General features: G+C 39.2%; 27 protein-coding genes and 1 riboswitch. Of the genes, 16 read left to right on the top strand and 11 right to left on the bottom strand.

Features of this window, described 5'->3' with window-relative positions; all coding sequences use genetic code 11:
- The first annotated feature begins 358 nt into the window (after nucleotides 1–358).
- Both AC3A54_RS24000 and AC3A54_RS23995 read left to right on the top strand, forming a co-directional pair.
- Nucleotides 359–1387 (top strand): aldo/keto reductase, encoded by a 1029-nt coding sequence (locus AC3A54_RS24000; protein ID WP_487656503.1) that lies wholly within the window; start codon nucleotides 359–361, stop codon nucleotides 1385–1387.
- A gap of 28 nt (nucleotides 1388–1415) precedes the next feature.
- Entirely contained in the window at nucleotides 1416–2249 is an 834-nt protein-coding gene (locus AC3A54_RS23995; protein ID WP_487656502.1) for an SDR family oxidoreductase, read from the top strand.
- A gap of 212 nt (nucleotides 2250–2461) precedes the next feature.
- Here the strand turns inward: AC3A54_RS23995 and AC3A54_RS23990 are convergent, their stop codons facing one another.
- Nucleotides 2462–3043 (bottom strand): TetR/AcrR family transcriptional regulator, encoded by a 582-nt coding sequence (locus AC3A54_RS23990; protein ID WP_487656501.1) that lies wholly within the window; start codon nucleotides 3041–3043, stop codon nucleotides 2462–2464.
- A 1-nt stretch (nucleotide 3044) separates the two neighbouring features.
- Nucleotides 3045–4034: an aldo/keto reductase gene (locus AC3A54_RS23985; protein WP_487656500.1), complete on the bottom strand. Its 990-nt coding sequence runs from the start codon at nucleotides 4032–4034 to the stop codon at nucleotides 3045–3047.
- A 248-nt stretch (nucleotides 4035–4282) separates the two neighbouring features.
- Here AC3A54_RS23985 and AC3A54_RS23980 point away from each other — a divergent pair, with 248 nt between their 5' ends.
- The 9 genes from AC3A54_RS23980 (at nucleotide 4283) to AC3A54_RS23940 (ending at nucleotide 10973) form a co-directional block, all read left to right on the top strand.
- Nucleotides 4283–4756, top strand: a complete 474-nt coding sequence (locus tag AC3A54_RS23980) for a hypothetical protein (protein WP_487656499.1) — start codon at nucleotides 4283–4285, stop codon at nucleotides 4754–4756.
- Nucleotides 4753–5256 carry a hypothetical protein gene (locus AC3A54_RS23975; RefSeq protein ID WP_487656498.1) on the top strand — a complete coding sequence of 168 codons (504 nt, stop codon included), beginning with the start codon at nucleotides 4753–4755 and terminating at the stop codon, nucleotides 5254–5256. The genes AC3A54_RS23980 and AC3A54_RS23975 overlap by 4 nt, the downstream gene beginning before the upstream one ends.
- A gap of 69 nt (nucleotides 5257–5325) precedes the next feature.
- A complete protein-coding gene (locus AC3A54_RS23970) occupies nucleotides 5326–6291 on the top strand; it encodes a quinone oxidoreductase family protein (RefSeq protein ID WP_487656497.1) in 966 nt (321 codons plus the stop codon).
- A 16-nt stretch (nucleotides 6292–6307) separates the two neighbouring features.
- Nucleotides 6308–7123 (top strand): MBL fold metallo-hydrolase, encoded by an 816-nt coding sequence (locus AC3A54_RS23965; protein WP_487656496.1) that lies wholly within the window; start codon nucleotides 6308–6310, stop codon nucleotides 7121–7123.
- 15 nt (nucleotides 7124–7138) lie between these two features.
- Nucleotides 7139–7585 carry an SRPBCC family protein gene (locus AC3A54_RS23960; RefSeq protein ID WP_487656495.1) on the top strand — a complete coding sequence of 149 codons (447 nt, stop codon included), beginning with the start codon at nucleotides 7139–7141 and terminating at the stop codon, nucleotides 7583–7585.
- A gap of 253 nt (nucleotides 7586–7838) precedes the next feature.
- Entirely contained in the window at nucleotides 7839–8273 is a 435-nt protein-coding gene (locus AC3A54_RS23955) for a GNAT family N-acetyltransferase (RefSeq protein WP_487656494.1), read from the top strand.
- 293 nt (nucleotides 8274–8566) lie between these two features.
- On the top strand, nucleotides 8567–8926 hold the full coding sequence (locus tag AC3A54_RS23950) for a P-II family nitrogen regulator (protein ID WP_309867518.1): 360 nt from the start codon (nucleotides 8567–8569) through the stop codon (nucleotides 8924–8926).
- A gap of 4 nt (nucleotides 8927–8930) precedes the next feature.
- Nucleotides 8931–10241, top strand: coding sequence for an ammonium transporter (locus AC3A54_RS23945; RefSeq protein ID WP_487656493.1), 1311 nt, complete (start codon nucleotides 8931–8933; stop codon nucleotides 10239–10241).
- Nucleotides 10242–10631: 390 nt separating this feature from the next.
- A complete protein-coding gene (locus AC3A54_RS23940; RefSeq protein WP_487656492.1) occupies nucleotides 10632–10973 on the top strand; it encodes a zinc ribbon domain-containing protein YjdM in 342 nt (113 codons plus the stop codon).
- A 64-nt stretch (nucleotides 10974–11037) separates the two neighbouring features.
- On the opposite strand, the gene ilvA is transcribed toward AC3A54_RS23940, so the two are convergent.
- The 4 genes from ilvA to AC3A54_RS23920 form a co-directional block, all read right to left on the bottom strand.
- Complete coding sequence (gene ilvA / locus AC3A54_RS23935; protein ID WP_487656513.1) at nucleotides 11038–12210, bottom strand: threonine ammonia-lyase; 1173 nt, start codon at nucleotides 12208–12210, stop codon at nucleotides 11038–11040.
- Nucleotides 12211–12262: 52 nt separating this feature from the next.
- A complete protein-coding gene (locus AC3A54_RS23930; protein WP_487656491.1) occupies nucleotides 12263–12781 on the bottom strand; it encodes a hypothetical protein in 519 nt (172 codons plus the stop codon).
- Nucleotides 12778–13254 (bottom strand): hypothetical protein, encoded by a 477-nt coding sequence (locus tag AC3A54_RS23925; protein ID WP_335547355.1) that lies wholly within the window; start codon nucleotides 13252–13254, stop codon nucleotides 12778–12780. Before AC3A54_RS23925 ends, AC3A54_RS23930 begins: the two co-directional genes overlap by 4 nt.
- 120 nt (nucleotides 13255–13374) lie before the next feature.
- Complete coding sequence (locus AC3A54_RS23920; protein WP_487656490.1) at nucleotides 13375–15381, bottom strand: catalase; 2007 nt, start codon at nucleotides 15379–15381, stop codon at nucleotides 13375–13377.
- 166 nt (nucleotides 15382–15547) lie between these two features.
- Between AC3A54_RS23920 and AC3A54_RS23915 the strand changes: the two genes are divergently transcribed.
- Nucleotides 15548–16186, top strand: coding sequence for a hypothetical protein (locus tag AC3A54_RS23915; protein WP_487656489.1), 639 nt, complete (start codon nucleotides 15548–15550; stop codon nucleotides 16184–16186).
- Nucleotides 16187–16211: 25 nt separating this feature from the next.
- Here the strand turns inward: AC3A54_RS23915 and AC3A54_RS23910 are convergent, their stop codons facing one another.
- Nucleotides 16212–17453, bottom strand: coding sequence for an MFS transporter (locus AC3A54_RS23910; RefSeq protein WP_487656488.1), 1242 nt, complete (start codon nucleotides 17451–17453; stop codon nucleotides 16212–16214).
- Nucleotides 17454–17694: 241 nt separating this feature from the next.
- Here AC3A54_RS23910 and AC3A54_RS23905 point away from each other — a divergent pair, with 241 nt between their 5' ends.
- Nucleotides 17695–18378 carry a GGDEF domain-containing protein gene (locus AC3A54_RS23905; RefSeq protein ID WP_487656487.1) on the top strand — a complete coding sequence of 228 codons (684 nt, stop codon included), beginning with the start codon at nucleotides 17695–17697 and terminating at the stop codon, nucleotides 18376–18378.
- 56 nt (nucleotides 18379–18434) lie between these two features.
- Here the strand turns inward: AC3A54_RS23905 and AC3A54_RS23900 are convergent, their stop codons facing one another.
- The 3 genes from AC3A54_RS23900 to AC3A54_RS23890 all read right to left on the bottom strand — a co-directional run bounded on the left by AC3A54_RS23900 (nucleotide 18435) and on the right by AC3A54_RS23890 (nucleotide 19880).
- Complete coding sequence (locus AC3A54_RS23900; protein ID WP_487656486.1) at nucleotides 18435–18623, bottom strand: hypothetical protein; 189 nt, start codon at nucleotides 18621–18623, stop codon at nucleotides 18435–18437.
- Between the two features lie 144 nt (nucleotides 18624–18767).
- The gene (locus AC3A54_RS23895) at nucleotides 18768–19049 is read right to left on the bottom strand and encodes a YggT family protein (RefSeq protein ID WP_308081254.1); all 282 of its coding nucleotides are present in this window, start codon (nucleotides 19047–19049) and stop codon (nucleotides 18768–18770) included.
- Between the two features lie 132 nt (nucleotides 19050–19181).
- Nucleotides 19182–19880: a polysaccharide deacetylase family protein gene (locus tag AC3A54_RS23890; protein WP_487656485.1), complete on the bottom strand. Its 699-nt coding sequence runs from the start codon at nucleotides 19878–19880 to the stop codon at nucleotides 19182–19184.
- Nucleotides 19881–20054: 174 nt separating this feature from the next.
- Between AC3A54_RS23890 and AC3A54_RS23885 the strand changes: the two genes are divergently transcribed.
- Nucleotides 20055–20903, top strand: a complete 849-nt coding sequence (locus tag AC3A54_RS23885) for a DUF2935 domain-containing protein (RefSeq protein ID WP_308081252.1) — start codon at nucleotides 20055–20057, stop codon at nucleotides 20901–20903.
- A gap of 200 nt (nucleotides 20904–21103) precedes the next feature.
- Complete coding sequence (locus AC3A54_RS23880; protein WP_487656484.1) at nucleotides 21104–21991, top strand: cation diffusion facilitator family transporter; 888 nt, start codon at nucleotides 21104–21106, stop codon at nucleotides 21989–21991.
- A gap of 39 nt (nucleotides 21992–22030) precedes the next feature.
- Here AC3A54_RS23880 and AC3A54_RS23875 read toward each other — a convergent pair whose 3' ends face one another.
- Nucleotides 22031–22273, bottom strand: coding sequence for an ABC transporter (locus tag AC3A54_RS23875; protein WP_335547339.1), 243 nt, complete (start codon nucleotides 22271–22273; stop codon nucleotides 22031–22033).
- Between the two features lie 229 nt (nucleotides 22274–22502).
- Nucleotides 22503–22605, top strand: a riboswitch (purine riboswitch).
- A gap of 160 nt (nucleotides 22606–22765) precedes the next feature.
- Between AC3A54_RS23875 and AC3A54_RS23870 the strand changes: the two genes are divergently transcribed.
- Nucleotides 22766–23959, top strand: a complete 1194-nt coding sequence (locus AC3A54_RS23870; protein ID WP_335532060.1) for a nucleoside transporter C-terminal domain-containing protein — start codon at nucleotides 22766–22768, stop codon at nucleotides 23957–23959.
- Nucleotides 23960–24061 lie beyond the last annotated feature (102 nt).

Below are 24061 nucleotides of genomic sequence, written 5' to 3'. Positions count from 1 at the left end.
TAACCCTGTCAGAAGTTGACTCATGTTCTGACAGAGTTGACCAAAAATTCATCAACCTTGTCAGAAGTTAGCTCATGTTCTGACAGAGTTGACCCAAAAATTATCAACCTTGTCAGAAGTTAGCTCATGTTCTGACAGAGTTGACCAAAAGCTTATCAACCTAGTCAGAAGTTGGCTCATGTTCTGACAGAGTTGACCAAAAATTCATTAACCCTGTCAGAAGTTGGCTCATGTTCTGACAGAGTTGACCAAAAATTCATTAACCCTGTCAGAAGTTACCTTTAAATTAGGAACAATAATTGACAGAGAGAAACAAGTATACGAAATGAGCTATTTTTTAAGAAAAGAGGGCTGTTTCATGAAGTATAAATTACTAGGAAAAAGCGGATTAAGAGTATCAGAGTTAGCATTAGGTACAATGACGTTTGGGGAAGATTGGGGTTTTGGTGCCTCAAAGGAAGAAAGTCAAAAAATCTTTCAAGCATTCGTAGAAGCAGGCGGGAATTTTATCGATACGGCAGTAAATTATACGAATGGAACCAGTGAGAAATATGTGGGAGAGTTTATCCGGGAACAACGAGAGCAATATGTTGTGGCAACAAAATATACACTCAACACTCGTCCAAACGATCCGAATGGCGGAGGGAACCATCGGAAAAATCTTGTCCAATCCGTTGAAAAGAGTTTAAAGCAGCTTCAGACAGATTACATTGATTTACTATGGCTCCATGCCTGGGATTTCATGACCCCTGTAGAAGAAGTAATGAGAGCACTTGATGATTTAGTTCGTTCAGGAAAAATCCTTTATGTTGGAATCTCTGATACGCCTGCTTGGATTGTCTCTCAAGCGAATATGCTTGCCTCATTACGAGGTTGGACGCCATTTATCGGCTTGCAGGTAGAATACAATTTATTGCAACGGACTCCTGAAAGAGATTTATTACCTATGGCGCGAGCACTTGATATAGGTGTGACTGCTTGGGCGCCGATGGCCGGTGGTGCATTAACAGGAAAATATAATAACCCTTCCGCTGTAAACGGTAGATTATCTCCGCAAAGTGCACGATTAAATGAAAGAAACCGAGCGATTGCTGCAGTCGTGGAGGAAGTGGCGAAGGAACTTAACGTTTCACCTGCCCAAGTAGCATTAAACTGGGTGCGTCAGCAGTCAGGAACGGTGATTCCGCTAATTGGAGCAAAACGAGAAGAACAAATGAAAGATAATCTAGGAAGTTTATCCTTCGAGCTTTCAGATGAACATCTTAGCCAACTAAGTGACGCAAGTAAAATTGAACTAGGGTTTCCTCATGACTTTCTTGCATCTGAGCCTGTCCTAAATGCTATCCATGGCAAAACCTACAGAAAAATTGAAAAGAGAATGTACTAAATAAGATATTTTAAGGGGAGAACTCGAGATGAAGGGGAAAATTTGTTTAATAACAGGCGGTAACTCAGGGATAGGCAAAGCAACAGCAATGGAATTAGCAAGAAAAGGGGCAACGATTGTTCTGTTGTGCAGAAATGAGGAACGGGGACAAAAAGCGCGCCAAGAAATCATTGAAAATACAGGTAACATCCATGTAGACCTGCTTTTAGCCGATTTATCCTCTCAACGTTCAGTTAAACAAGCGGCAGAAGAATTCAAGAAAAAGTATACCAAGCTCGATGTACTCATCAACAATGCTGCTGTCTTTTTATCAAAGCGTTCTGAAACAGAAGATGGGATTGAGACGACATTTGCCACGAATTATTTATCTCATTTCATCCTCACACATTTGTTATTAGATTCGCTTGAAGCAAGTGGTGAGGGGCGCATTATTAATGTAGCATCGAAACATAATGGGATTAAAATGAATTTTGATGACCTCATGACCGAGCAAAACTATGCATTTTTCAGAGCGGTCGGTCCGACAAAGTTAGGATTAATCTTGTTTACAAACGAGCTTTCGAAACGCCTTGCAGGAAAGCCTATTACCGTCAACAGCCTGCACCCTGGAATTATTCGATCCAATCTTATGCATGACATGCCATGGGTTCTTCGGACATTATTTAAGACACTCTCAGCTAAAGCTGAAAAAGGTGCAGTGACACCTGTCTATCTTGCTTCTTCTCCTGCTGTTGAAGGTGTAAGTGGTAAGTTCTTTGTCAACTGTAAAGAAGCAGAAACCACTGATGCTGCAAAAGACCAAGAAGCAACACGGAAACTGTGGGACATTAGCATGAGCTTAATCAAGCCTGGAATTCTCTAAACATAAAAAGGAAGTGCGCATCGAGAATGAACCCCCGATGGCACTTCCTTTTCTCACATAATATGGAAGTGTGAAATTCGACTTCGAGAAATGTCCAGCTCCAGCGCCTAGCCCCTCGGGTCAAATAACCTTCTGCAATAAAAGTCAAAGAGCGACTTTTCTTGCAGAAGAACATTTGCCTGTCGGGGCTGACCAAGGCGCTTGGGCTTTTCTTATTTTACAATCCCAGAAAGAATTAATTTCCAAACAATCTCAAATTCCTGCTCAATGGTAGGCGAGGCCCATTCTTTTGCAAGGGCAGGATGATGGAAACGAGCCGTTGCCATAAAGACACCGCTAGCTGTGCCTGCAGCATCCGTTGATTTAAACTCTCCACTAGCAATTCCAGCTTCAACAATGGGGATGATTTGTCCAATCAATTCTCGAATATGAGTATCAATCGCTTCCACCGACTCTTCCACAAGCATCGAGTACATGGCAAATAACGCCGGGTCTTCCTTCACCTTGGAATGTTTAATCTGAATCAGCGTCTTTACCCATAAATATAAACGCTCTGTTGCAGAGCAATCCTGGTTAAAAACAGCCGCTAATGGTTCCGAGATACTATGAAGCCATCTTGCCGCCACCGCTTCCTTTAATGCTGCCTTACTAGGATAATGACGATAAATAGTTCCGTGACTGACATTTAATGCCCGAGCAACATCCACCACACTAGTTTTCTCAGGACCAAATCGGCGAAGGACTTCCTCCGCCGTATCTAGGATCGTTTCTTTGGTTAAGATTTGATCAGCCACTTTATTCTACTCCCAGTTGGTTCATTTGTTCAGCAGCATAACGGGTGCCAGCAACTGCTTCCGGTGGAACTGCCGCTTCAATTCTTTCAAGGTCAGCAGGACTTAACTTTAAGTTCACCGCATCAAGGGCATCTTGAAGCTGAGCCTGTTTACGCGCACCAATTAACGGAATGACATCCTCTCCGCGTGAAAGAACCCAAGCAATAGCAAGCTGTGCTACATTGGTTTGTTTTTCCTCAGCGATTACACGCAACGCCTCAACAAGTGCTAGATTCTTATCTAAATTTTCACCCATAAAGCGTGGGGCGAAAGAACGGAAGTCAGGTGCTCCTTGGCGATCCTTCGACCATTTTCCACTTAACAAGCCTCGTGACAGGACACCATATGCGGAAAGACTGATTCCTAGTTCACGTAAGGTTGGTAAAATTTCTTTTTCAATACCACGGCTAAAAAGGGAATATTCAATTTGAAGCCAGCTAATCGGATGGACGGCATGTGCACGCCGGATCGTGTTTGCATTTGCCTCTGAAAGACCAATGTTTCTCACATAACCCGCTTTCACCATGTCGGCAATCGCACCCACGGTTTCTTCAATAGGTACGTTCGGATCGACACGTGCTGGTTGATACAAGTCAATATAATCCACGCCTAATCGTTGTAACGTGTAAGATAAAAAGTTCTTTACTGCCTGCGGACGGGTATCAACGCCAACCCAACCTCCATCAGGAGAACGCATGGCACCAAACTTAACGGCAATAAAGGCATTATCACGCTTTGTTCCTATTAGTGCTTCGTTTAAAAGTAACTCATTGTGACCCACCCCGTAGAAATCTCCAGTATCAAATAAAGTGACACCTGCTTCTAATGCAGCATGAATCGTAGCGATACTTTCTTTACGGTCAGCTTTACCATAAAGATCGGACATTCCCATACAACCAAGTCCTATAGCAGAAACGTTTGGACCATTTTTTCCAAGTAGTTTATTTTGCATAAGTAACGTACCTCCACTGATAAGATGAATTTATTTTAGCAAAATCAATGACAATAATCAAATGACAAATTTTGTTTTTTGTCATTTGTTATATATGAGATTAAAATTTGTATTTTTCAAAACAAGCAAATCGTATCTATTTTTTGTTCAAAGTGTAAGAAAATACAATGTATAATAAATCCCCTTTGAATGGAACATGATAATTGATAAGTAAAGGAAATAAGCAAACATCGAAGGGGTCAACTTGAATGGTTTTATTCTTTTATATCGTCTTAAATGTGCTTGCTATATTTCTTTTTATCAAAAAAAAGAAGATGCTCCATATACTCGAAATCATCGTGTATTGGATGATCAGCACCTATCTCTATCAAAACTTCTCCGCGATTTGTTTTATGAATTTTAAAACATTGATTGTCCCTGAAAAACTAAGCTTGGAATTTTCTCACTTCCTTAACCGAACTATTCTATTTCCTATCATCATGGTTATTTTTCTTCATTTCTTTCTTATTTTAACGACAAACTGGAAAAAGTTTCTTTTATTCAGTAGCTTCGTCTTCTTTTTAACAGGCTTGGAATATTTATCAGATCTCTTAGGTGTTCTGATTCATAAACATTGGCGGGTGTGGTGGTCATTTGCTTATTGGGTGGCAACTCTATCGGTGTTACTTGTTTGTATGAAGGTCTTTCGCAGAATCCTTTATAAAGGGGGCAACCATTTATGAATGTGACCTTTGATTGGAATGAATGGTATTTTATTTTAACCACTGCTGTAATCATTTTATTAACTATACCAATTAGAAAGTATTTTCCTCTTGTTATTGTAATCATTATTTGGATATGGAATATCGGATTTGTTGCAACGATTGATTATTTTCTTCTTGCCACTCCTTTCAGATTATATATTTATGGTGACAATCCTACCTATGAGGCTTCTGGTGCACTATACCATCTGTTTATATATCCATGTGCCTCTTTACTATTTTTGTTTGGTTACGATAAATTTCAGCTCTATGGAAAAAAAACATTTTGGTATATTCTATTTTGGACAGGCTTTTCTCTCTTATTTGAATGGATTACTGTAAAAAATCATGCGCTGACATACACGGGATGGAAGCTTTATTATTCCATTCCTTTTTATCCAGTTACGGCAATATTGTTGATCCTTCTTTTCCGCTTTACAAAAAAGAAACTGCTGGAACTGCCGCTTCTAAATAATAATTAAGTTGCAATCCATTTCATTATTCTATTTAATAGATGCGTAATGAAAAATCTACAGAATGAGGTAATTTAGTTGAAAGCACTTGTGTTTAATACATTTGGAGGGCAAGAAGTCCTGGAGTATGCGAAAATCCCTAATCCGGTCATCGGTCCTAATGAAATATTGGTGAGAATGAAAGCAATTGGTTTAAACTTTGCTGATATATATAGAAGAAAAGGAAACTACCACCTTGCGGGAGAACCTCCCTATATTCTAGGGTATGAAGGAGCAGGTATCGTTGAAGAAATCGGGGCGAATATTCAAGGAATCCAAGTTGGCGACCGGATTGCTTTTGCGGATGTGCCTTATGCGAACGCTGAGTTAGTAGCGGTTCCGTTTGAAAAAGCGATACCTGTACCTGAAACAATTTCATTTAATGAGGCGGCATCCGTCATGCTGCAAGGCTTAACTGCCCACTATCTAACACGTGATAGCTATGCTGTGAAAAAGAATGATGTGGTTCTCGTCCATGCGGCAGCAGGTGGAGTCGGACAGTTGTTGGTACAAATGGTCAATTTGCTCGGAGGAAAGGTAATTGGCTTAACATCTTCTGCTGAAAAAGCAGCAGTAGCAGAAGAAGCTGGAGCATCCAAGGTATTCTTGTACAAGGATGATTGGAAGAAGCAAATATTCGAGGCAACAGACGGTAAAGGTGTGGACGTAGTTTATGAATCAGTAGGTTCAACGCTTCAAGATAGCTTTGAAGTAACCCGTATCGGTGGGACGGTAGTATTTTACGGAATGGCGGGGGGAGATCCAGCACTGGTTGATCCAAGAATGTTAATGGATACATCAAAAACCTTGACCGGTGGAGACCTATGGAATGTCCTTACTTCTCGTGAAGAGCGGGTAGCTCGTTCAAGTGAGTTGTTCAGCTGGATGCAGGAGGGAAAAGTACGATTAGCCGAACCAACAACCTTTGCACTAAGTAATGGCCAAGAAGCACATTGCTATCTAGAGAGCCGAAAAAGCACCGGCAAAATTGTATTAATTCCTTAGGGAAAGAGGAGAAGTAATGATTCTATTTAGAAATGAACACATCACCGTGTTTCAAAGTGCACTCTACCAAACGACATGTACGGTTGTAGATACGAAGGATTTTGTTCTCGTGGTAGACCCAAATTGGCTGCCTCAGGAAATAGAAGAGATCCAAAGACATGTTGCTAGCATTCAAGGGGAAAAAGAGCTTTACCTTCTTTTTACACACGGAGATTTTGACCATGTCATTGGTTACCTTGCTTTCCCAGGGGCAAAGGTTATCGGAAGTAAAGGACTCCAAGAGCATCCTGATAAAGAGAAAAAGGTAGATATGATTCGTCAGTTCTATAATGACTATTACATACAACCGCCATATCCGATTGCCTTTCCAGAGGTGGATATGGTGATTGGTGAAGATGGGCAGAAGCTTGTAATTGGAGGGTCAACGCTCACCTTCTATCTGGCGCAGGGACATACGCATGATGGGTTATTTACAGTGATCGAACCGCTTGGGCTTTGGATTGCGGGGGATTATCTTTCTGATTTTGAATTGCCGTTTATTTATCACAGTGCTAAAGCATACGAACAAACTCTTCGAAAAGCAGGGGAAATTCTTGTAAACCATAAGATTTCTGTATTGGTTCCAGGTCATGGCAAAACGACAACAAATCTTCAAGAGATTCAGCGCCGGATTCAAGTATCTCAAGATTATCTCGAGCGATTGATTTCTGCTGTGAAGAACGAGGACGCAGAGGCATTGACAGCCTTAGAAGAGGAAATGTCTTTTCCATCTAACTTTACGAAGCAATGCCATAAAGACAACATAGCGATTGTTCGGAAGGAATACGCGTAAGGGGGGGATCAAATTTTGGTAGACGTTTTTACAGAGATCATCATCGACCGCCCCGTTGGGCAAGTTTCACAGTATGCAATGGATCCTGACAATGCCCCCGAATGGTATATTAATATTCAGTCCTCTGAATGGAAAACGGAAAAACCGCTGGCCATGGGTTCACGAGTGGCCTTTAAGGCGCAATTTCTTGGGCGGGAGCTTGCCTATATATATGAAATTATAGAGCTTGAGCCGGAGAAAAAGCTGGTGATGAGAACCTCACAGGGTCCATTTCCAATGGAAACCACCTATACGTGGGAAGCTCTGGAGGGCAATCGAACACGAATGACATTAAGGAACAAAGGAATTCCAACAGGCTTTTCCAAAATCTTTGCTCCGTTTATGGCTCCCATGATGAAAAAGGCTAACAAGAAAGATTTACAAAAAATAAAAGAAATACTTGAATCGAGTAGTGAGAACTAGATAAAAAAGGGGTATCCATAGAAAAATAAACCGTTCTCTTTTGGAGTACCCGCATAGGAAAAAGCAAATATAAACACAAGTATAAAAGCAGTGGATTTCGCACCTGAAATCGCACTGCTTTTAGCATTATTTCGAACAAATATCTAGTAAGATAACCAGAGAAGCTTATTTTAACCATTGGGGTAGGTTAGAGAATAAAAATACGAGGTTTTCAATAGGTATAAATAAATTAATAAATTGGAGAGTGGAATAATTGGGGATTAGAACAGCAAATGTGGAGGATTGGAAGCAAATTTCTTTATTGTTAAACCAGCTGAACTATCCAGATACCGAGACTTTCATAAAAGAAAAAATAGAAACACTCCTTACTGACCCAAATGAGGAGTTATTGGTTTACGATAAAGATAGTAGGATTATCGCTTTAATTTCCATACATTTTATACCTCAATTGGCTGTCAAAGGAGATTTCGCAAGGATAAGTTATTTTGCAGTTGATAAAAACATTAGGGGTATGGGAATAGGACGAGAGATTGAGGAGTATTGTACTAATTTAGCCAATAAAAGAAATTGCGATAGAATCGAAGTGCATTGCCATTCAAGAAGGATAGATGCACATAGGTTTTATGTCCGACAAGGGTTTACCGAATCCCCAAAATACTTTGTTAAGATGTTACCCCAATCCGATTAATATCTACAATTTTAAAAAACACCTTCTAACCAAAAAAAGGCAGAGCGAATTCATATGCGAATTACTCTGCTATTTTTTCTGACTTTATATGTGTTTTTATAGCTGCGGGTACCTCAAAAGAGAACGGCTTAATAGAAAAAATGGGTGCCCTTTTTGTGTGAAAAAACTAATCAAACGTTTAATTGGATTTCTGAATATTCAAATTGGAATAAAAATACATTGACGGTCACTTTACTAATGTTATATATTTTTACATATTGATGTTAGGAAATATAACATTAGGGGCTGATTCTTTGAAAAAGATTGAGGCGATCATTCGACCGGAGAGGCTCACGGATACGATTAAAGGATTAAAGAAAATAGGAATTACAGGATTTACCGTTTCTCAGGTGGTAGGTAGAGGGAAACAAAAAGATACGCAAGGAGTATACCGGGGGAAAAATTATCAGGTCACCCTTCATCCAAAAGTGAAATTGGAAATTGTTCTTTCGGATTATTTGGTGGAATCCACTATTAAGACTATTGTTACTGCTGCTCAGACAGGTGTAGATGGAGATGGGAAAATATACGTATATCCTATTCTAGAAGCTTACAATATTCGAACAGGCACAATTGACTATGATATCGATGACTTAGCGAGCGAAAAGGGGTGATCTTTTGGAGTTAATGTATATCAATACGGTTTGGGTCGTCCTTGCTGCAGCGATGGTGCTGTTTATGGAAGGTGGATTTAGTTTATTAGAAGCCGGGTTTGTCCGTACGAAAAATGCAGTGAATGTGACGATGAAAATTTTCGTAGACTTAACCATTGGAGCCTTAGCCTTTTGGTTGATCGGATTTGGAATTATGTTTGGTGAGGATACCTTTGGATTTATAGGAACGACTCTTTTTGGAAGTCCCGATAAAATCGCTCTTTCGATGGAGCTGCCAAGCGTTGCATTTGTTCTTTTTCAAATGGGGTTTGCAGTAGCTTGCATTTCGATTATTTCAGGTGCAGTTGCTGAACGGATGAACTTTAAAGCCTATGTGGTTACAGCTGTATTGATCAGTATGATTATCTATCCGCTATCTGGTCATTGGATATGGAATAGCGATGGTTGGTTAGCAAAGTTAGGAATCAAGGACTTTGCGGGATCAGCAGCTATACATGCTGTTGGTGGGTTTGCCGCTTTTGCAATGGCCAAATTACTGGGTCCAAGAAGAGGAAGATTTAATTCGGATGGCAGCGTGAATGTGTTTGCACCGAGTAACATTCCATTAGCATCAGCGGGTGCCTTTATTTTGTGGTTCGGTTGGTTTGCTTTTAATGCAGGCAGTACATTGGATGCATCAAGTTCAGCGCTAGCACCCATTGCCATCAACACGATGTTAGCCGCAGCGAGCGGTGGTTCTGTTGCTTTGTTTCTAACGATGAAAAAGTTTGGAAAAGCAGATCCAAGTATGACGATCAATGGTGTATTAGCTGGATTGGTTTCCATAACTGCTGGCTGTGCTTATGTTTCTGAGTGGAGCGCTATTTTAATTGGAGCCATTAGTGGGTTGATAGTGATTTATGCTACCTTATTTGTTGATTTTTTGAAGGTGGATGATCCGGTGGGAGCTGTGGCTGTTCATGGTTTCGGCGGTGTGTTTGGAACCATTGCTGTCGGCTTGCTTGATAAGTCACAAGGATTATTGACCACTGGTGATTTCTCGCTCTTAAAGGTACAACTTTTAGGTGCAGCAGTTGTAATCGTCTGGGGCCTAATTGGTGGCACCTTTATTGCAAAAGTATGCCAAATGACAGTCGGTTTCCGAGCAACTATACAGGAAGAAGACGAGGGCTTGGATATGTCTTATCATGGTATTCCTGCTTACAATGAATTAGAGCGATTTACTGACTTGCCTTCAAGTCTATTTAATTTTGAGGAAACAACGGGAATCACCGTTGCTTCTCCTGCTATTAGGAAAGAGAAGCAAGTGATGTAGTTTGATTCTTTATCTTTTCGCTAAGGAATTCCTTCATAAAGGGATTCTTTTTTTGATAGCAGCGAGTGGGATCGACTAGTGCCTTTGAAAAAAGAAAAACAGAGTGTAGCGGTAACTAGTCGGAGCGACTAGTGCCCGAGAAGGGAGAAAAACAGAGTGAACGGTAACTAGTCGAGGTGACTAGTGCCCGTAAAGGAGGAAAAATGGATAAAACGGTAACTAGTCAAGGATACTAGTAATTTTAGGTAAAAATGGAAGAGGTTTATTTAGAATAGAAATACCGAGGATGACTTGTCGCTAGAAGGAGACTATGACAATATATAAGCATATGAAAAACTCCCAGGGAAGGTTTATTATTATGTACTGGGGGTGATTGGAGGATATGAGATCGTGTCTAATTTACCAAATTGCCCAAAGTGTAATTCAGAATACACATACGAGGATGGAAGCCTTTTTGTATGTCCGGAATGTGCGCATGAGTGGAGTGTAGTAACAGGACCCGAGACGAATGAAGACCAAAAGATTGTGAAAGATGCAAACGGGAATACGTTAAACGATGGTGATACGGTATCCGTCATCAAGGACCTGAAAGTTAAAGGAAGCTCATCCGTTTTAAAAATTGGAACTAGGGTTAAAAACATTCGTTTGGTTGATGGCGATCATGATATTGATTGCAAGATTGATGGTTTTGGTGCAATGAAATTAAAATCGGAATTCGTGAAAAAGATTTAAAAAAAGAGAGAAGAAGAGCGAGATGGAATGCTTTGCTCTTCCTCTTTCTTTTTGTGATTATCCGCTAATATTGTCCCATTTGTACATTGCAACTTTTCTCTAGTAGGGCATGATAAAGCTGTTCAATATGTTCGTGATTTTTTGTTTCAACAGAAATCTCGATTTGGGCAAAACCAGGATAGATATTTTTCCCCATCCGATGTAGATTAACAGATTGAACATTGGCGTCGAGATCAGTAATCGTGCTTAGGACTCTTTGAAGCTCACCAGGTTTATCTTTTAAGGTAATGGTAAAATCAGCATACCTGCCTGCCTCGACCATGCCGCGTTCGATGATTCTTGAGATAAAACTCATATCCACGTTTCCGCCGCTCAAAATGGCGACCACTTTTTTCTCTTTCAGCTTTACTTTTTCGAAAAGCAGGGAGGAGAGGGAAGTAGCCCCGGAACCTTCCACCAGCAACTTGTTTCGTTCTAAAAGCATCAACATCGTTCGGGCAATTTCCATTTCATCGACACAATAAATATCGTCCACGTACTTCTGAACAATCTCAAAGGTTTTCTCACCTGGTTTTTTAACAGCAATTCCATCGGCCATCGTGGGTGACGACTGAACTATTACAGGTTTATTCGCTAATATGGACTCTTTCATACTTGGACAGGCGACTGTTTGAACACCATAGACAGATACATGAGGATTCTTCTCCTTCACTGCCATCGCAACCCCGGCTATAAGTCCGCCGCCGCCAATAGGGCAAATAATGGCCTCAACTTCTGGCAGTTGCTCAAGGATTTCTAATCCGACTGTTCCTTGTCCGGCAATAATGGCTTCATCATCAAAAGCATGAATAAATGTGGTTTTCAGTTGGCCTTTCAATTGTAATGCATACGCGAGGGCATCATCAAAAACCGCACCTTCTAAAATAACCTCGGCCCCATATTGCTTAGTGGCTTCTATCTTACTAAGAGGAGCGCCTTTAGGCATGACAATTTTACAAGGAACGCCTAGCATTTGGCTTGAATACGCAACCCCTTGGGCATGGTTCCCAGCAGACGCTGCGACGACCCCATTTTTTAATTCATCTTTTGAAAGGGAGGTCAGCTTATTGTAAGAGCCTCTCACTTTAAAGGATCCTGTTTTTTGAAGATTCTCTAGCTTTAAATAGACTTCATTATGCGAGAGCCGGCTAAATGTCTTGGAATAGTCAAGGGGAGTGGTGTGGACAATTCCCTTCATTTTCTCCCGAGCAATGATAATATCATCTAGATTCACAAGTACAACCTCCTGTTTACTCTACTGATGTAAGTGATTTTTCATGGATTGATTTGATTAAGTGGAAAAATAATATCGTGCATGGCTGGACTATTAAATAAATAGGTAAGGAATAAATGGGTTTCCAGCTGCTATATTTTAAATATCCAATGAAGCTTGAACCTGTGAGCCATTCAAATCCAATACTTCCAATCGAAAGTATGACTATAAATAAAAGAAGGATAACCCCTTTCAATTGGAATTTGTCATAGAGATAGATAAAGACATATCCAAACGGGGCATAAGGCACATAGCACAACAAATCAAAAAGCTCAAAGTCCCCCGAGTCCATGATGTCGTATAAATCAACATGTGGACCTGCGATCACATGATCAACAACCCTTGCTACTGTTACCGTGAACATTAGTAATAAGATAGTAATAGAGGTTGGAAATCTCTTTGGCAATTTATATAATAAGATCACTAAAGCCAGGATATGAAAGAGAATAAACCATTCATTTGCATCGAATTTTTCCGGTAATGGTAAAATTGTCATTTGCTAATCCCCTCTTTAAAAAGGATCCGGCTAAAAAGACCTTGCAGGATTTGGAGGAAAGATAGAAAGGTGAACCATACGATAATGGAACCCCATACCTTCCACTTTTCATAGGTGAAAATATGGACATGGCTTAAAATCGTCTCTACTCCTACTAAAACACCTACCCAAAGCACAGTTATAATAAGCTTCTTTGAGAAGGTGCTGCCTCTTTTTACCGATTCAATATACCAAAGAAGCAGTAATGGAAAAACCACTACTTCAGTGACACGAAACATAATAAAATATCTGGTACTCTTTGTGACAGTCCATAGCTTGGCATTGTCTACAATAACAGAGATAAAACTGGTGAAGAAGAACTCGATCACCATCAATAGAAAAATAAGCGTTAAGGTATGATTAGCTTTTTTTATTGTAAAAAACGAAATAATACCAATTAAGGTGAAAGAAAAAAAGAGTGAAACGGTTATCATAATGACCTCATTTTAACAGACATAAATTACTTTTAGCTTTATCTTTAAGATGGAGTCCTATTCAAATGAATAGGAAAAGCCCCAACCAGCAAAAAGGTTAGGGCTAAATCTATTATAGGATTAAAGCTTACGTTCCCAAAAACGAGCCTGGGCAATGCCTTCGATAAATGGTTGGATATCTGTTTTTGTTAAATCAAAGACACCTGCTTCATCTAATTGAATGCGGCTGTACTCTAATGCATTAGGTTCACTGACAGAAATCGCCAATGGTTTAAAGTGTTTGTAGGTTGTTTCAATGAACTCCAAAGCAGGTGTAGGAAGGTTGGATTCACTGCTAACTAATAATGCGGCATCAAAAAGGCTTGAGTCGACTGTATCAAAGGTATCCGTTACTTTAAGAACAGCATTTAATGGTTGGACCTTATTAGCAACGATACTATAATTCAGGTTATGCTGTGCAAATGTTTTAATCCATTCTGTTAATTGGTCGATGTCAGGGGCGCCAGTTACTAGAATAGCTACACTTTTGGTATCTGTTTTTTTGATCGTATTGGCCATGCTTAGTGCAGGTGATTTCTTATCAGATTGGACTTCGAGATTCTCTTCTGGCAAGACCGCCCCTATATTTTCAGCCACTTCTTGGGCCATGTTTCGATCAATATGATTAAGAAGCGCAACCGCATTATTTTTAACCAGATCGGAATAACATTTGCCAAGTTCAAAGCTAAGAGCGTCTTTTATATGCTGCTGTTCATAGGGAGCCTGACTGTTATAAAATAATTTCGCTTGCGAGTAAAAGTCTAAGAAACTTTCACTCCGACCTCTGATTTTACGTCCATCCACTTTTTCTTGATAATGCTCAAATCCTCCTTGCTCGACAGGCACTGGCTCTGGTTGATTGGCATTTAAACCGTTTCGATGATAGCTTGTTTGACCACGGTGAATGGCCATTTGGTGTATGCCATCACGCTGGTTGTTATGGAAAGGACACACCGGTTTGTTGATCGGAATCTGATGGAAGTTAGGACCGCCTAATCGAGAAAGCTGGGTATCTGTATAGGAAAATAATCGACCTTGTAAAAGCGGGTCATTTGAAAAATCAATCCCAGGTACCAAATGGCCAGGGTGAAAAGCCACTTGTTCGGTTTCGGCAAAGAAGTTGTCGACATTGCGATTCAAAGTCATTTTACCGACGATTTTTACAGGGACCACTTCTTCAGGCCATAATTTAGTGGGGTCTAAGACGTCAAAATCAAATTTAAATTCATCCTCTTCGGAAATTAACTGGATACCCAGTTCCCATTCAGGATAATCGCCTTTTGCGATGGCTTCATATAAATCTTGACGATGGAAGTCAGGGTTTTTACCGGCAATTCTCTGTGCTTCATCCCAGACAAGAGAATGCATACCAAGGACAGGTTTCCAGTGGAATTTGACAAAATGTGCTTTCCCCTGTGCGTTGACAAGACGGAAGGTATGGACACCGAATCCCTCCATCATACGCAAGCTTCGAGGAATAGCTCGATCACTCATTGCCCACATGACCATATGGGCAGATTCAGGATTTTGCCCGATAAAATCCCAAAAGGTATCGTGAGCGCTGGCTCCTTGTGGGATTTCAGTATGTGGTTCAGGTTTAAGAGCATGGACAAAGTCAGGGAATTTAATCGCATCCTGGATAAAGAATACAGGCATGTTGTTTCCAACTAAATCAAAGTTTCCTTCATCTGTATAAAATTTGGTCGCAAATCCACGAACATCGCGAACGGTATCACTTGATCCTCTCGAGCCCTGTACGGTCGAGATTCGTACAAATACCGGTGTTGTTTTCGAGGTGTCAGTAAGAAAATTCGCTTTTGTGTACTCTTGTAAGGATTCATAGAGCTGAAAGACGCCATGAGCTCCTGTGCCGCGTGCATGAACAATACGTTCAGGAATCCGTTCGTGGTCAAAGTGCGTCATTTTTTCGCGAAAGTGAAAATCCTCCATAAGAGTAGGACCCCGTAGTCCAGCTTTTAAAGAAAACTCATCTTCCGTCATTTTCAATCCTTGGTTAGTAGTTAAACCAGCCTTTTGCTCGTTGTCGATCATTGATTGCTGTAATTGCGCCATCTTCTTATTTTCCATACATTTCCCTCCTATGTAAATGTTATCTACCTACTGCTCTCGATACCCCAATTATTGGATGCCCAAACGAATTTTGAGATACAAATCTTTTATCGTATGAAATTCATTGTTTGTTATTCAAACTGTTGTACAATAGGTAGTATCATGACATCTAGGAGAAATCGAAATGGATATAAAAGAGCAATCATTACTGAATTACTACTATAGAAAACTGACGGAAGGTACCTTTGATGAGAGGGATATCTATGGATTTTTACTTTTAATCAAAAATCAAGGTAAGGAAATACGCTGGATTAATGAGGTCACTGAATTTGTTTTGAACCGTGGCAAGTATAATGGGGTTATGAAGGAATACCTTTATGAGACAAGGAAAAAGTTTGAAAGTCTTGGTAGGACGAAAGCTGCGCTTAGAATCGAAGATGTATTTTCCTTCAAGGAAATCAAAGCGGGATTGAATAAAGTTTTGGCAGATTGTCAGCTAGAGGGGTTAGCCAATGAGAAAATCAATCATTTTGTTACCTGCCTGATTTCAATTTTACAGCAGATTTCCATTACGGATGAAAATGATAGAGAGATAGGAAAGCTTTTCTTTGCAATCTCCAATAAAGAAATTATTTTGATGGCGGAGATTGAGGTTGCTCAAAATCTATTCAAAAAGACTAACGCTGTTTTCCCAGTGTTGACTGCTAATAATAGCTATGCGGATATCAAAAAGCAAGATAGATTTGATACGCCATATTTGTTTGTGGACAAGGAGGTCGAAGTGACCAGTAAAGAAGGAAAGCTGGAGATTATCATTCCTTAATCATTGGGGACAGTCCCTCACTGCTTTAACGCAGCGGGGGACTGTCCCCTTGATTTTGCGGAATCATCGACCCAATGACATTCTTAAACGTTTGTTGGGTAGCAAAAAACAGGGAGAATCCCATTAAGGCCAACACCGGAATTAATAGAGAACCGTAAGCATTGTTAACCCCATGATGTTCAGCAATCCATCCTAGAAGCGGAGCCCCGATGGTAACGGCCCCTTGATTAATGGTTTGTCTCATGGCTGCCATCCGCCCGTAATAGCCAGGTTCGGTATACACCTGTTGAACGGATTGCATCAATACTCGGACCCATGTGGTACCCAATCCAATCAAGAGGATTGCGATAAAAGCAGAGAAATTATTTCGAGTAAACATCATCAATAACAAACCAATGGAAGTGATCCCGAAAGAAAGACCAGTAACATAGTTTTTGCTTTTATATAAAATGGAGGTTGCTGTTATACCGGCAATAATGGCTCCAATAGAAGTCGCGCACTCTAAAATTCCATATAGAGTACTTGTGCCGTGTAAGTACGAGCTTGTGTACACGGATAACATACCTGCACAAGTATGAACAACAAGCTGACCAACAAACATAATTAATAATAAGGAATACATAAGCCGATTTTTATGAACATAGACAAAACTGTCCTTTAAGTCAATCAACCCTGCTTTAAAACTACTATTTGAATTATTTACTCTAGGAACATATTTAATTAGCAACATACACACGGTGCCAATGGCAAAGGTAAGACAAACAAATAACATCACAATACTGGCTGGAAAAATAGTTAACATACCGCCGCATAATGAGGTACCAATTAAACCACCGACAGAAACAGCCGAACCCGTTTCACTGAAGATACGAGGGATGTCCTCTTTCTTATAAAGTTCAGTGATAAAGGCTTGTTGTGCCGTTCTAAATAGGGATGAAAAGGTCTGAACAATCATGTGCACAAGGATAATCATCCATGGTTTAAGGATATTACCAGTCATGGCTAGTAGAAGCATGATCATGGCAATGGTGACAATACCAAGTGATATGACCGTCAATTTCTTACGATTTTGTTTGTCTACTATTACTCCAAAGACTAAATTGAGCACCACTCCAGGCAGGAACCCCATGCCGACCATCAACCCTGTATAGGTCGCATTGGAAGTCATCTTATATAAAATCCAGGCAACGGCGATAAAATACATAGAGCTGCCAAGTGAAGATAAAGTGGAAGAAATCATTATATTCCAGTACTTACTGTCTCTCATGTGATAACCTTCTTTTCTTTAATTCCTATTTCGTCTTAATCATAACCTGTAGGTTCGATTAATAAAATTTACATTTATTTATGTTTTAGTATAAGATTTTCTTATGTGTAAAATCTACTCGGCAGGGTTCCCTGTCCACTTTTGTCGGTTTAGGTAGAATTATTTTTTCTTGAATTTAACAAAATGTGTAACAAATTTCCTGTTTTATAGTAAAATTAGCATATGAAAAAGGGGGTGCTAGATGAGATATTCGGGGAGAATTAGTATTGTTATCATTTATATCACTCTAGTTTTAGGCTGGCATTCTTTTTATTTTTTAATAGACTATGAAGGTTCCTATGTGTTTATGATAGAGAATGGTCAATATAAATGGGACTTAGTCTTTATTCCCTTGCTTTCCCCGTTTTTTTGGTGGTTAGGATTTCAATATGATAAAGCGAAATTTCTTTCGCAAAAAGATGCTTTGACGGGGCTATATAACCGGCGTTTTATCTCACAAAGTGCCCCAAAGCTTTTAGCCAAAATGGATAAAAAGATAGGAAACTTAACGATTTCTGTAATTGACTGCAATAACTTTAAACAAATAAACGATCAGCATGGTCATAAAATCGGGGATTTGATTCTCACGAGGATTACCAAAGTTCTTTTAAACAGCACCACTGAGCAAGATATTGTCGCTAGATGGGGCGGAGATGAGTTCCTTATTGTATCGCCGTATTCAGACTCGAAAAGAACGAGAGGCATTTCGAAAAAGATTGAAGCGGGTTTGTTTCAATTATCTAAAGAAATGGGAATGGATATTTCTGTTTCCATCGGAACAGCCGTTTATCCAAGTGATGCTTGTGAGATGAAGGAATTATTGATTATTGCGGATCGAAATATGTATAATTGTAAAACAAGGTTAAAGACAATAAAACAAGGATAAATAGACCATCCATAATGGAAGGTCTATTTTTATTGGCGTAAAGCAGTATTGTGACATTAATTGCTCATATGTCTTATATAAAAGATGACCAATGAAATAGCACCGGCCCCAACTAATGCAAGAAGGAACTGAATTACTTTGGGTATTTTATTTCCTTTACTTAATAGGAATTCTCTTGCTTTGTCTTCTAAGGTAATGACTGCAAGGAAGCCAATTATTCCAATTACTATATAATGCCATGACATAACCAAACACGCTCCTAAAACGATGTATACTATTTTTGACGTAATTGGTTATTTTTAGGTTACAAAGTAATGCGAATTTAATAATTTTAAAAGACGCATCACCGCAAAGAAATAGCGAACAGAAAGCACTGTTCGCCAAAAGTATTATATTCCAATCGTATCCAAGGAAAGGCGTAGTCCTTCCATCGCAAAGCCTCCGATATAGCGATAAACAAATAAGGCGATGATCGGTGAAAAATCAATCGGTCCTAGAGGCGGGATAAACCGTCTGAAGAGGCCTAAATATGGTTCAACTAGCTTGTAAACCCACCCACCAATTTTTGAAGTTTGAAATTGAGGAAACCAGGAACCAAAGATTGATATGAGAATAAGCCAATAATATGCTTCAAAAGCATAACTTCCTATAAGTAAAATTGTAGAGCCCACTATAAATCACCCATCTATTATTATTTTTTTTATTATCAGATAAACATTAGTGCCTATATGAACATACGTATGAAGCGACTTTAAGGTTTCAAGATAATCAAAGTTTTTTTTGAAATACCCTAAATAAAATATCTATTTTTCTTGTAGCTCATTTACAGTTACAAAGGTATACCCCTGTTCTGTAAGTGCTTTTAATATTCCCTCAATTGCTATGATTTCTTCACCAGTTTGATTATACATCGGATGCATCAAAATAATTGAGCCCGGGGTTATATTTTTCTTCACATAATTTATTTTATCAGTTGCTGAGGAGAAATAGCTATCTGGTTCAAGATTCCACATGATGGTGTCTCTATGATGCTTGCTAAGGTAATAAGGGAATCCAATCAGCTTTTTACCATTAGGCGGGCGAACATCAATTTCACCCTTATAGCCTGCTTCACGGATTCGTTGATCCGTTTTTTCTATTTCTTTCTTAATATAGGACGGTGTTTTGAACACCATTCGATTATGCGAATATGTGTGATTTCCTAGCTGGTGCCCCGCTGCAGCTATTTTTGCCGATTCCTCTGGATACTGTTCCATATCGTGACCAATGAGGAAAAATGTAGCCTTTGCCTTGTACTGTTCTAATAAGGGTAGAATAGAATTGACATTTTTAGACGGTCCGTCGTCAAAGGTTAAAGCAACTACCTTCTGATTGGTCTCCACTTTATCCGTAAGTCCTCCAAACACCTGGAAACTTCTCGAATTCATTAACTTATAGGTACCAAATAATAAAAGGAAAATGATTGAAACCCCAGTCGCTACAATTAGTAATCTTTTTTTCATAATAAAATGCCTTTCAATTCATAATATAAGCCCTCTATCATTCTAATTATAGCAAATAGAACGCTGTTTAATTCCATCTTAACACTTCTACAATGAACTTTTGTTATCGGTATATTTATATGGATTTATTAATAAGAATAGAGCGAATGCAGTTTTTTCTGGGGGGGATACGCATTGATTGGGGATGAGAACGTATTACATGCTGACACGGGTGTAACATCTGTATTGTTTGTTGAGCGATCGTTAAATGAAATACGATTTTGGTCTAGAATCATGAAAGAGCATTCTTTATTTCTTCGTTTAGGTTTTAGAGCAGAGGATACTCAATTAATTCAAGAGGCTAATCAATTTTACCGGTTGTTTGAACATATCGAACAAACAGCACATGCCTTTACTAATCAAACTGATCCAGAACAAATAAGAAGATTTAATTCAGAAGTACAACAAGCTGCAACCAATATTTTTGTTTTTAAACGAAAAGTACTAGAACTGATTCTCACATGTAAATTGCCAGGGGCAAATAATTTTCCACTGCTAGTTGACCATACAAGTAGGGAGGCTAACTATTTTAGAAAACGATTATTTGAATTAAATGAAGGTAAATTAAACGCTCTTCCGGATGCTATTATTAAAGAAAATGTTTTCTTCTTAAGGATTATGGCAGACCACGCTAAATTTATTGGTCATCTGTTGGATCCATCAGAACGGAAACTAATTGATGTAGCCAGAAATTTCAGCAATGACTTTGATCAATTGTTGTATCAAGCAAGGGACTTAGAATCTATGAAGCCACAATCTCAAACGGTACCTCTTTTAGATCAATTCCTGGATCAAAATCGTGTGTCAGTCTCTTCTCTTCGTGATTTCAAGAAAACGGCACGTGATCTAATTGAGCAATGTAAAATTAAGAGTATCATTCATCCGCTTTTAGCTGATCATGTCTTCCGTGAAGCTGATAGATTCCTTGAAATTATTGATATGTTTGATGCGCATCTTACGAGTGGTAATCCACAACCTAGATAGTAGACAATTTAAGAATATAGAGTAAATGGACCACTCCACAATGTGGTCTTTTTTTTATGAATCCCTCTAAAGATATTTTTCCCTCGTGAAACATTCTTATCTAAAGCCTACTTATATAAGTCCGCGCAAAAAGGTTGCTCTAGACCCACCCATAACATGGTTGATATGATATGGAAGGAATTTGTGGGGAGGTCAGGAAAATGGATGACCAGAAATATAAAGACCTTAAATTAGGGGAACGAGGCGCAATGGTTAGTATTGTTGCCTATCTTATTTTATCAGCCGTAAAACTAGTTATCGGATATATGAGTGATTCAGCTGCCTTAAGAGCTGATGGACTTAACAATACAACAGACATTATTGCATCGATTGCTGTCCTTATCGGGTTAAAAATATCGCAACGACCGCCTGATAACGATCATGGCTATGGCCATTGGAAGAGTGAAACCATTGCCTCCATGGTGGCTTCATTTATTATGATTGCGGTTGGTATCCAGGTGCTGACGGATGCCATTCCCTCAATGTTCCTGGGGAGGAATGAGTCTCCTGATATGCTTGCTGCTTATGTAGGGGTAGCTTCCGCGATCGTCATGGCTGGTGTTTATTTTTATAATAAAAAATTAGCAATAAGAATTAATAGCAAAGCCGTGATGGCCGCTGCCAAAGATAATCTTTCCGATGCATGGGTAAGTATAGGAACTGCTGTGGGGATCATAGGGTCACAATTACATATGCCTTGGCTTGATACATTAACGGCAATTATTGTCGGCGTTTTGATTTGTAAAACAGCTTGGGGCATTTTTTTGCAAGCTTCTCATGAACTTTCAGATGGATTCGATGAACAGAAGATTCAACTCTACCAGGAGGTCATTACAAAACTAGATGGCGTGAAAGGCATTAAAGAATTGAAAGGGAGAAACTACGGCAATAATGAAGTCATAGATATGGTCATCCTCGTTCAGTCAACATTAGATATTCGAGCCGCACATGACATTGCCACCCGTGTAGAAAAAGTTCTAATGAGAGACCATGGTGTCTATGATGTTCACGTCCATGTAGAGCCAGATTATGAAAAGGTTCGGGGATAAAGGGCGAGCAGTGAAAGATACTGTTCGCCCAATTCTATTTTACTTACAATAGCGTGCAGCTTTCTTGAATATGCATAACCCAAAGAGTAGAAAAGCAAGGAAGCCGATTAACGCAATAAGGATATTTAAAATATGACCAAGATATCCTAGTTTAAGTAATTCGAAGAAATCAGAAATGACCCCTAAAACTGCAAGTAGCAACCATATCGCACCAGTTAAAAATCCAAGAAAAACACCAAAAATACTACAGTGAGAATGACATTTACCATGATCCTGTCCCATAGAGATTCACCTCCTGTCAATGGTTGTTCAACATTATAGTATGCGTTACATTAAGTGCTTGTTTATTAGAACAATAAAATGAGGCTTGTATACTTTTAGGGATTCTTTATTATCATTTCAGGAATATCTAAAGTTGCCTTAAGATTGTTATAAGTATAATAATTACAACATTAATGAAACCTATTGAAGCAAAACACAACCTGAATTAGAATGATATCTATTCCTTAAATATTTATAACATTGTTATCCTTGTATAATATCAGTGTCGTTGGTCTGATAGTTTCTACCTGGCAGCCGCAAAATGCCGGACTACAAGGAAGTATGAAGAAACGTAGTCTTATGTCAGGTTGGCTTAGATGAATGGATTCTGTAAAATAAACAGTCCTTACTTTTTCATGCTTTCTGTCTGGTGGCGGAGAGTGTGAAAAGGGAAGGACTTTTTACATTGGATATAATCGTTTTGGGAAATGATAAACAAAAGGAGTGAGTAGCGTGTATTTTTTGTTGAATGTAGTTGGAGTACTAGTTGTTATGGGCCTTGTTTATTTATGCTCACCTAATAAAAGAAACGTAAAATGGAAGTCCATTTTGACCTTGTTGGTAGCTGAATTGGCGATTACCTGGTTTATGTTATCGACGAAAATTGGGTCATGGATTATTAATAAAATAGCTTCTTTCTTTACCTGGTTAATTGCCTGTGCTAATGAAGGAATTTCTTTTGTTTTCCCATCTGTCATGGCGAATGAACATGTAGATTTCTTTTTTAGTGCGCTAATGCCGATTATTTTCATTATTACGTTCTTTGATATTCTAACTTATTTCGGAATCTTAACCTGGATTATTGATAAGGTGGGCTGGGTCATATCAAAAATATCCGGCTTGCCAAAGCTTGAGAGTTTCTTCTCCATCCAAATGATGTTTCTTGGAAATACGGAGGCACTGGCTGTCATCCGTCAACAAATGACTGTTTTAAAAGAACATCGCCTATTAACATTTGGAATCATGAGTATGAGCAGTATCAGTGGGTCGATTATCGGGGCGTACTTAACGATGGTTCCAGCCACCTATGTATTTGTGGCTATTCCGTTGAATTGCTTCAATGCGCTTTTGATAGCAAACATGCTGAATCCTGTGGAAGTGAGTAAAGAGGAAGACATCGTGTATGTTCCTTCTAAGGAAGAGCGTAAAGATTTCTTTTCAACCATCTCTAACAGTATGCTTGTCGGCATCAAAATGGTTATTGTTATTATGGCTATGGTCATTGGTTACGTGGCCTTAACCGCTGGTGTAAATGGAATATTAGGATTTATTGTGAAGGGCTTAACCATTCAAAAAATATTCTCGGTTATCTTTAGTCCATTTGCCTTCTTGCTTGGTTTAGGGGGAGATGATGCGATGTATGTGGCACAATTAATGGGAATCAAGCTTGCTACTAATGAGTTTGTTGCAATGATGGACTTAAAGGGTAAGCTAAGTGGATTGGCTCCGCATACGGTTGCGGTGGCGGTCACATTCCTAACATCATTTGCTAACTTTAGCACAGTCGGTATGATTTATGGTACGTTTAACTCCATTCTGGGTGAAGATAAATCAAATATCATTGGGAAGAATGTGTGGAAGCTACTAGTAAGCGGTGTAGGAGTATCCTTACTAAGTGCAATGATTGTTGGATTATTCGTTTGGTAATAAGGATTTTGGGGACAGTCCCCCACTGCGTTAACGCAGTGGGGGACTGTCCCCTTTTTTTATGTTATGATTCAAGGATAGACGCTTTAATGATGCAAGTTT

Source organism: Neobacillus sp. Soil_C_43 (assembly GCF_057656715.1).
Note: the sequence above shows the minus strand (reverse complement) of the source record. Positions and strands in the feature narration are given on the sequence as shown.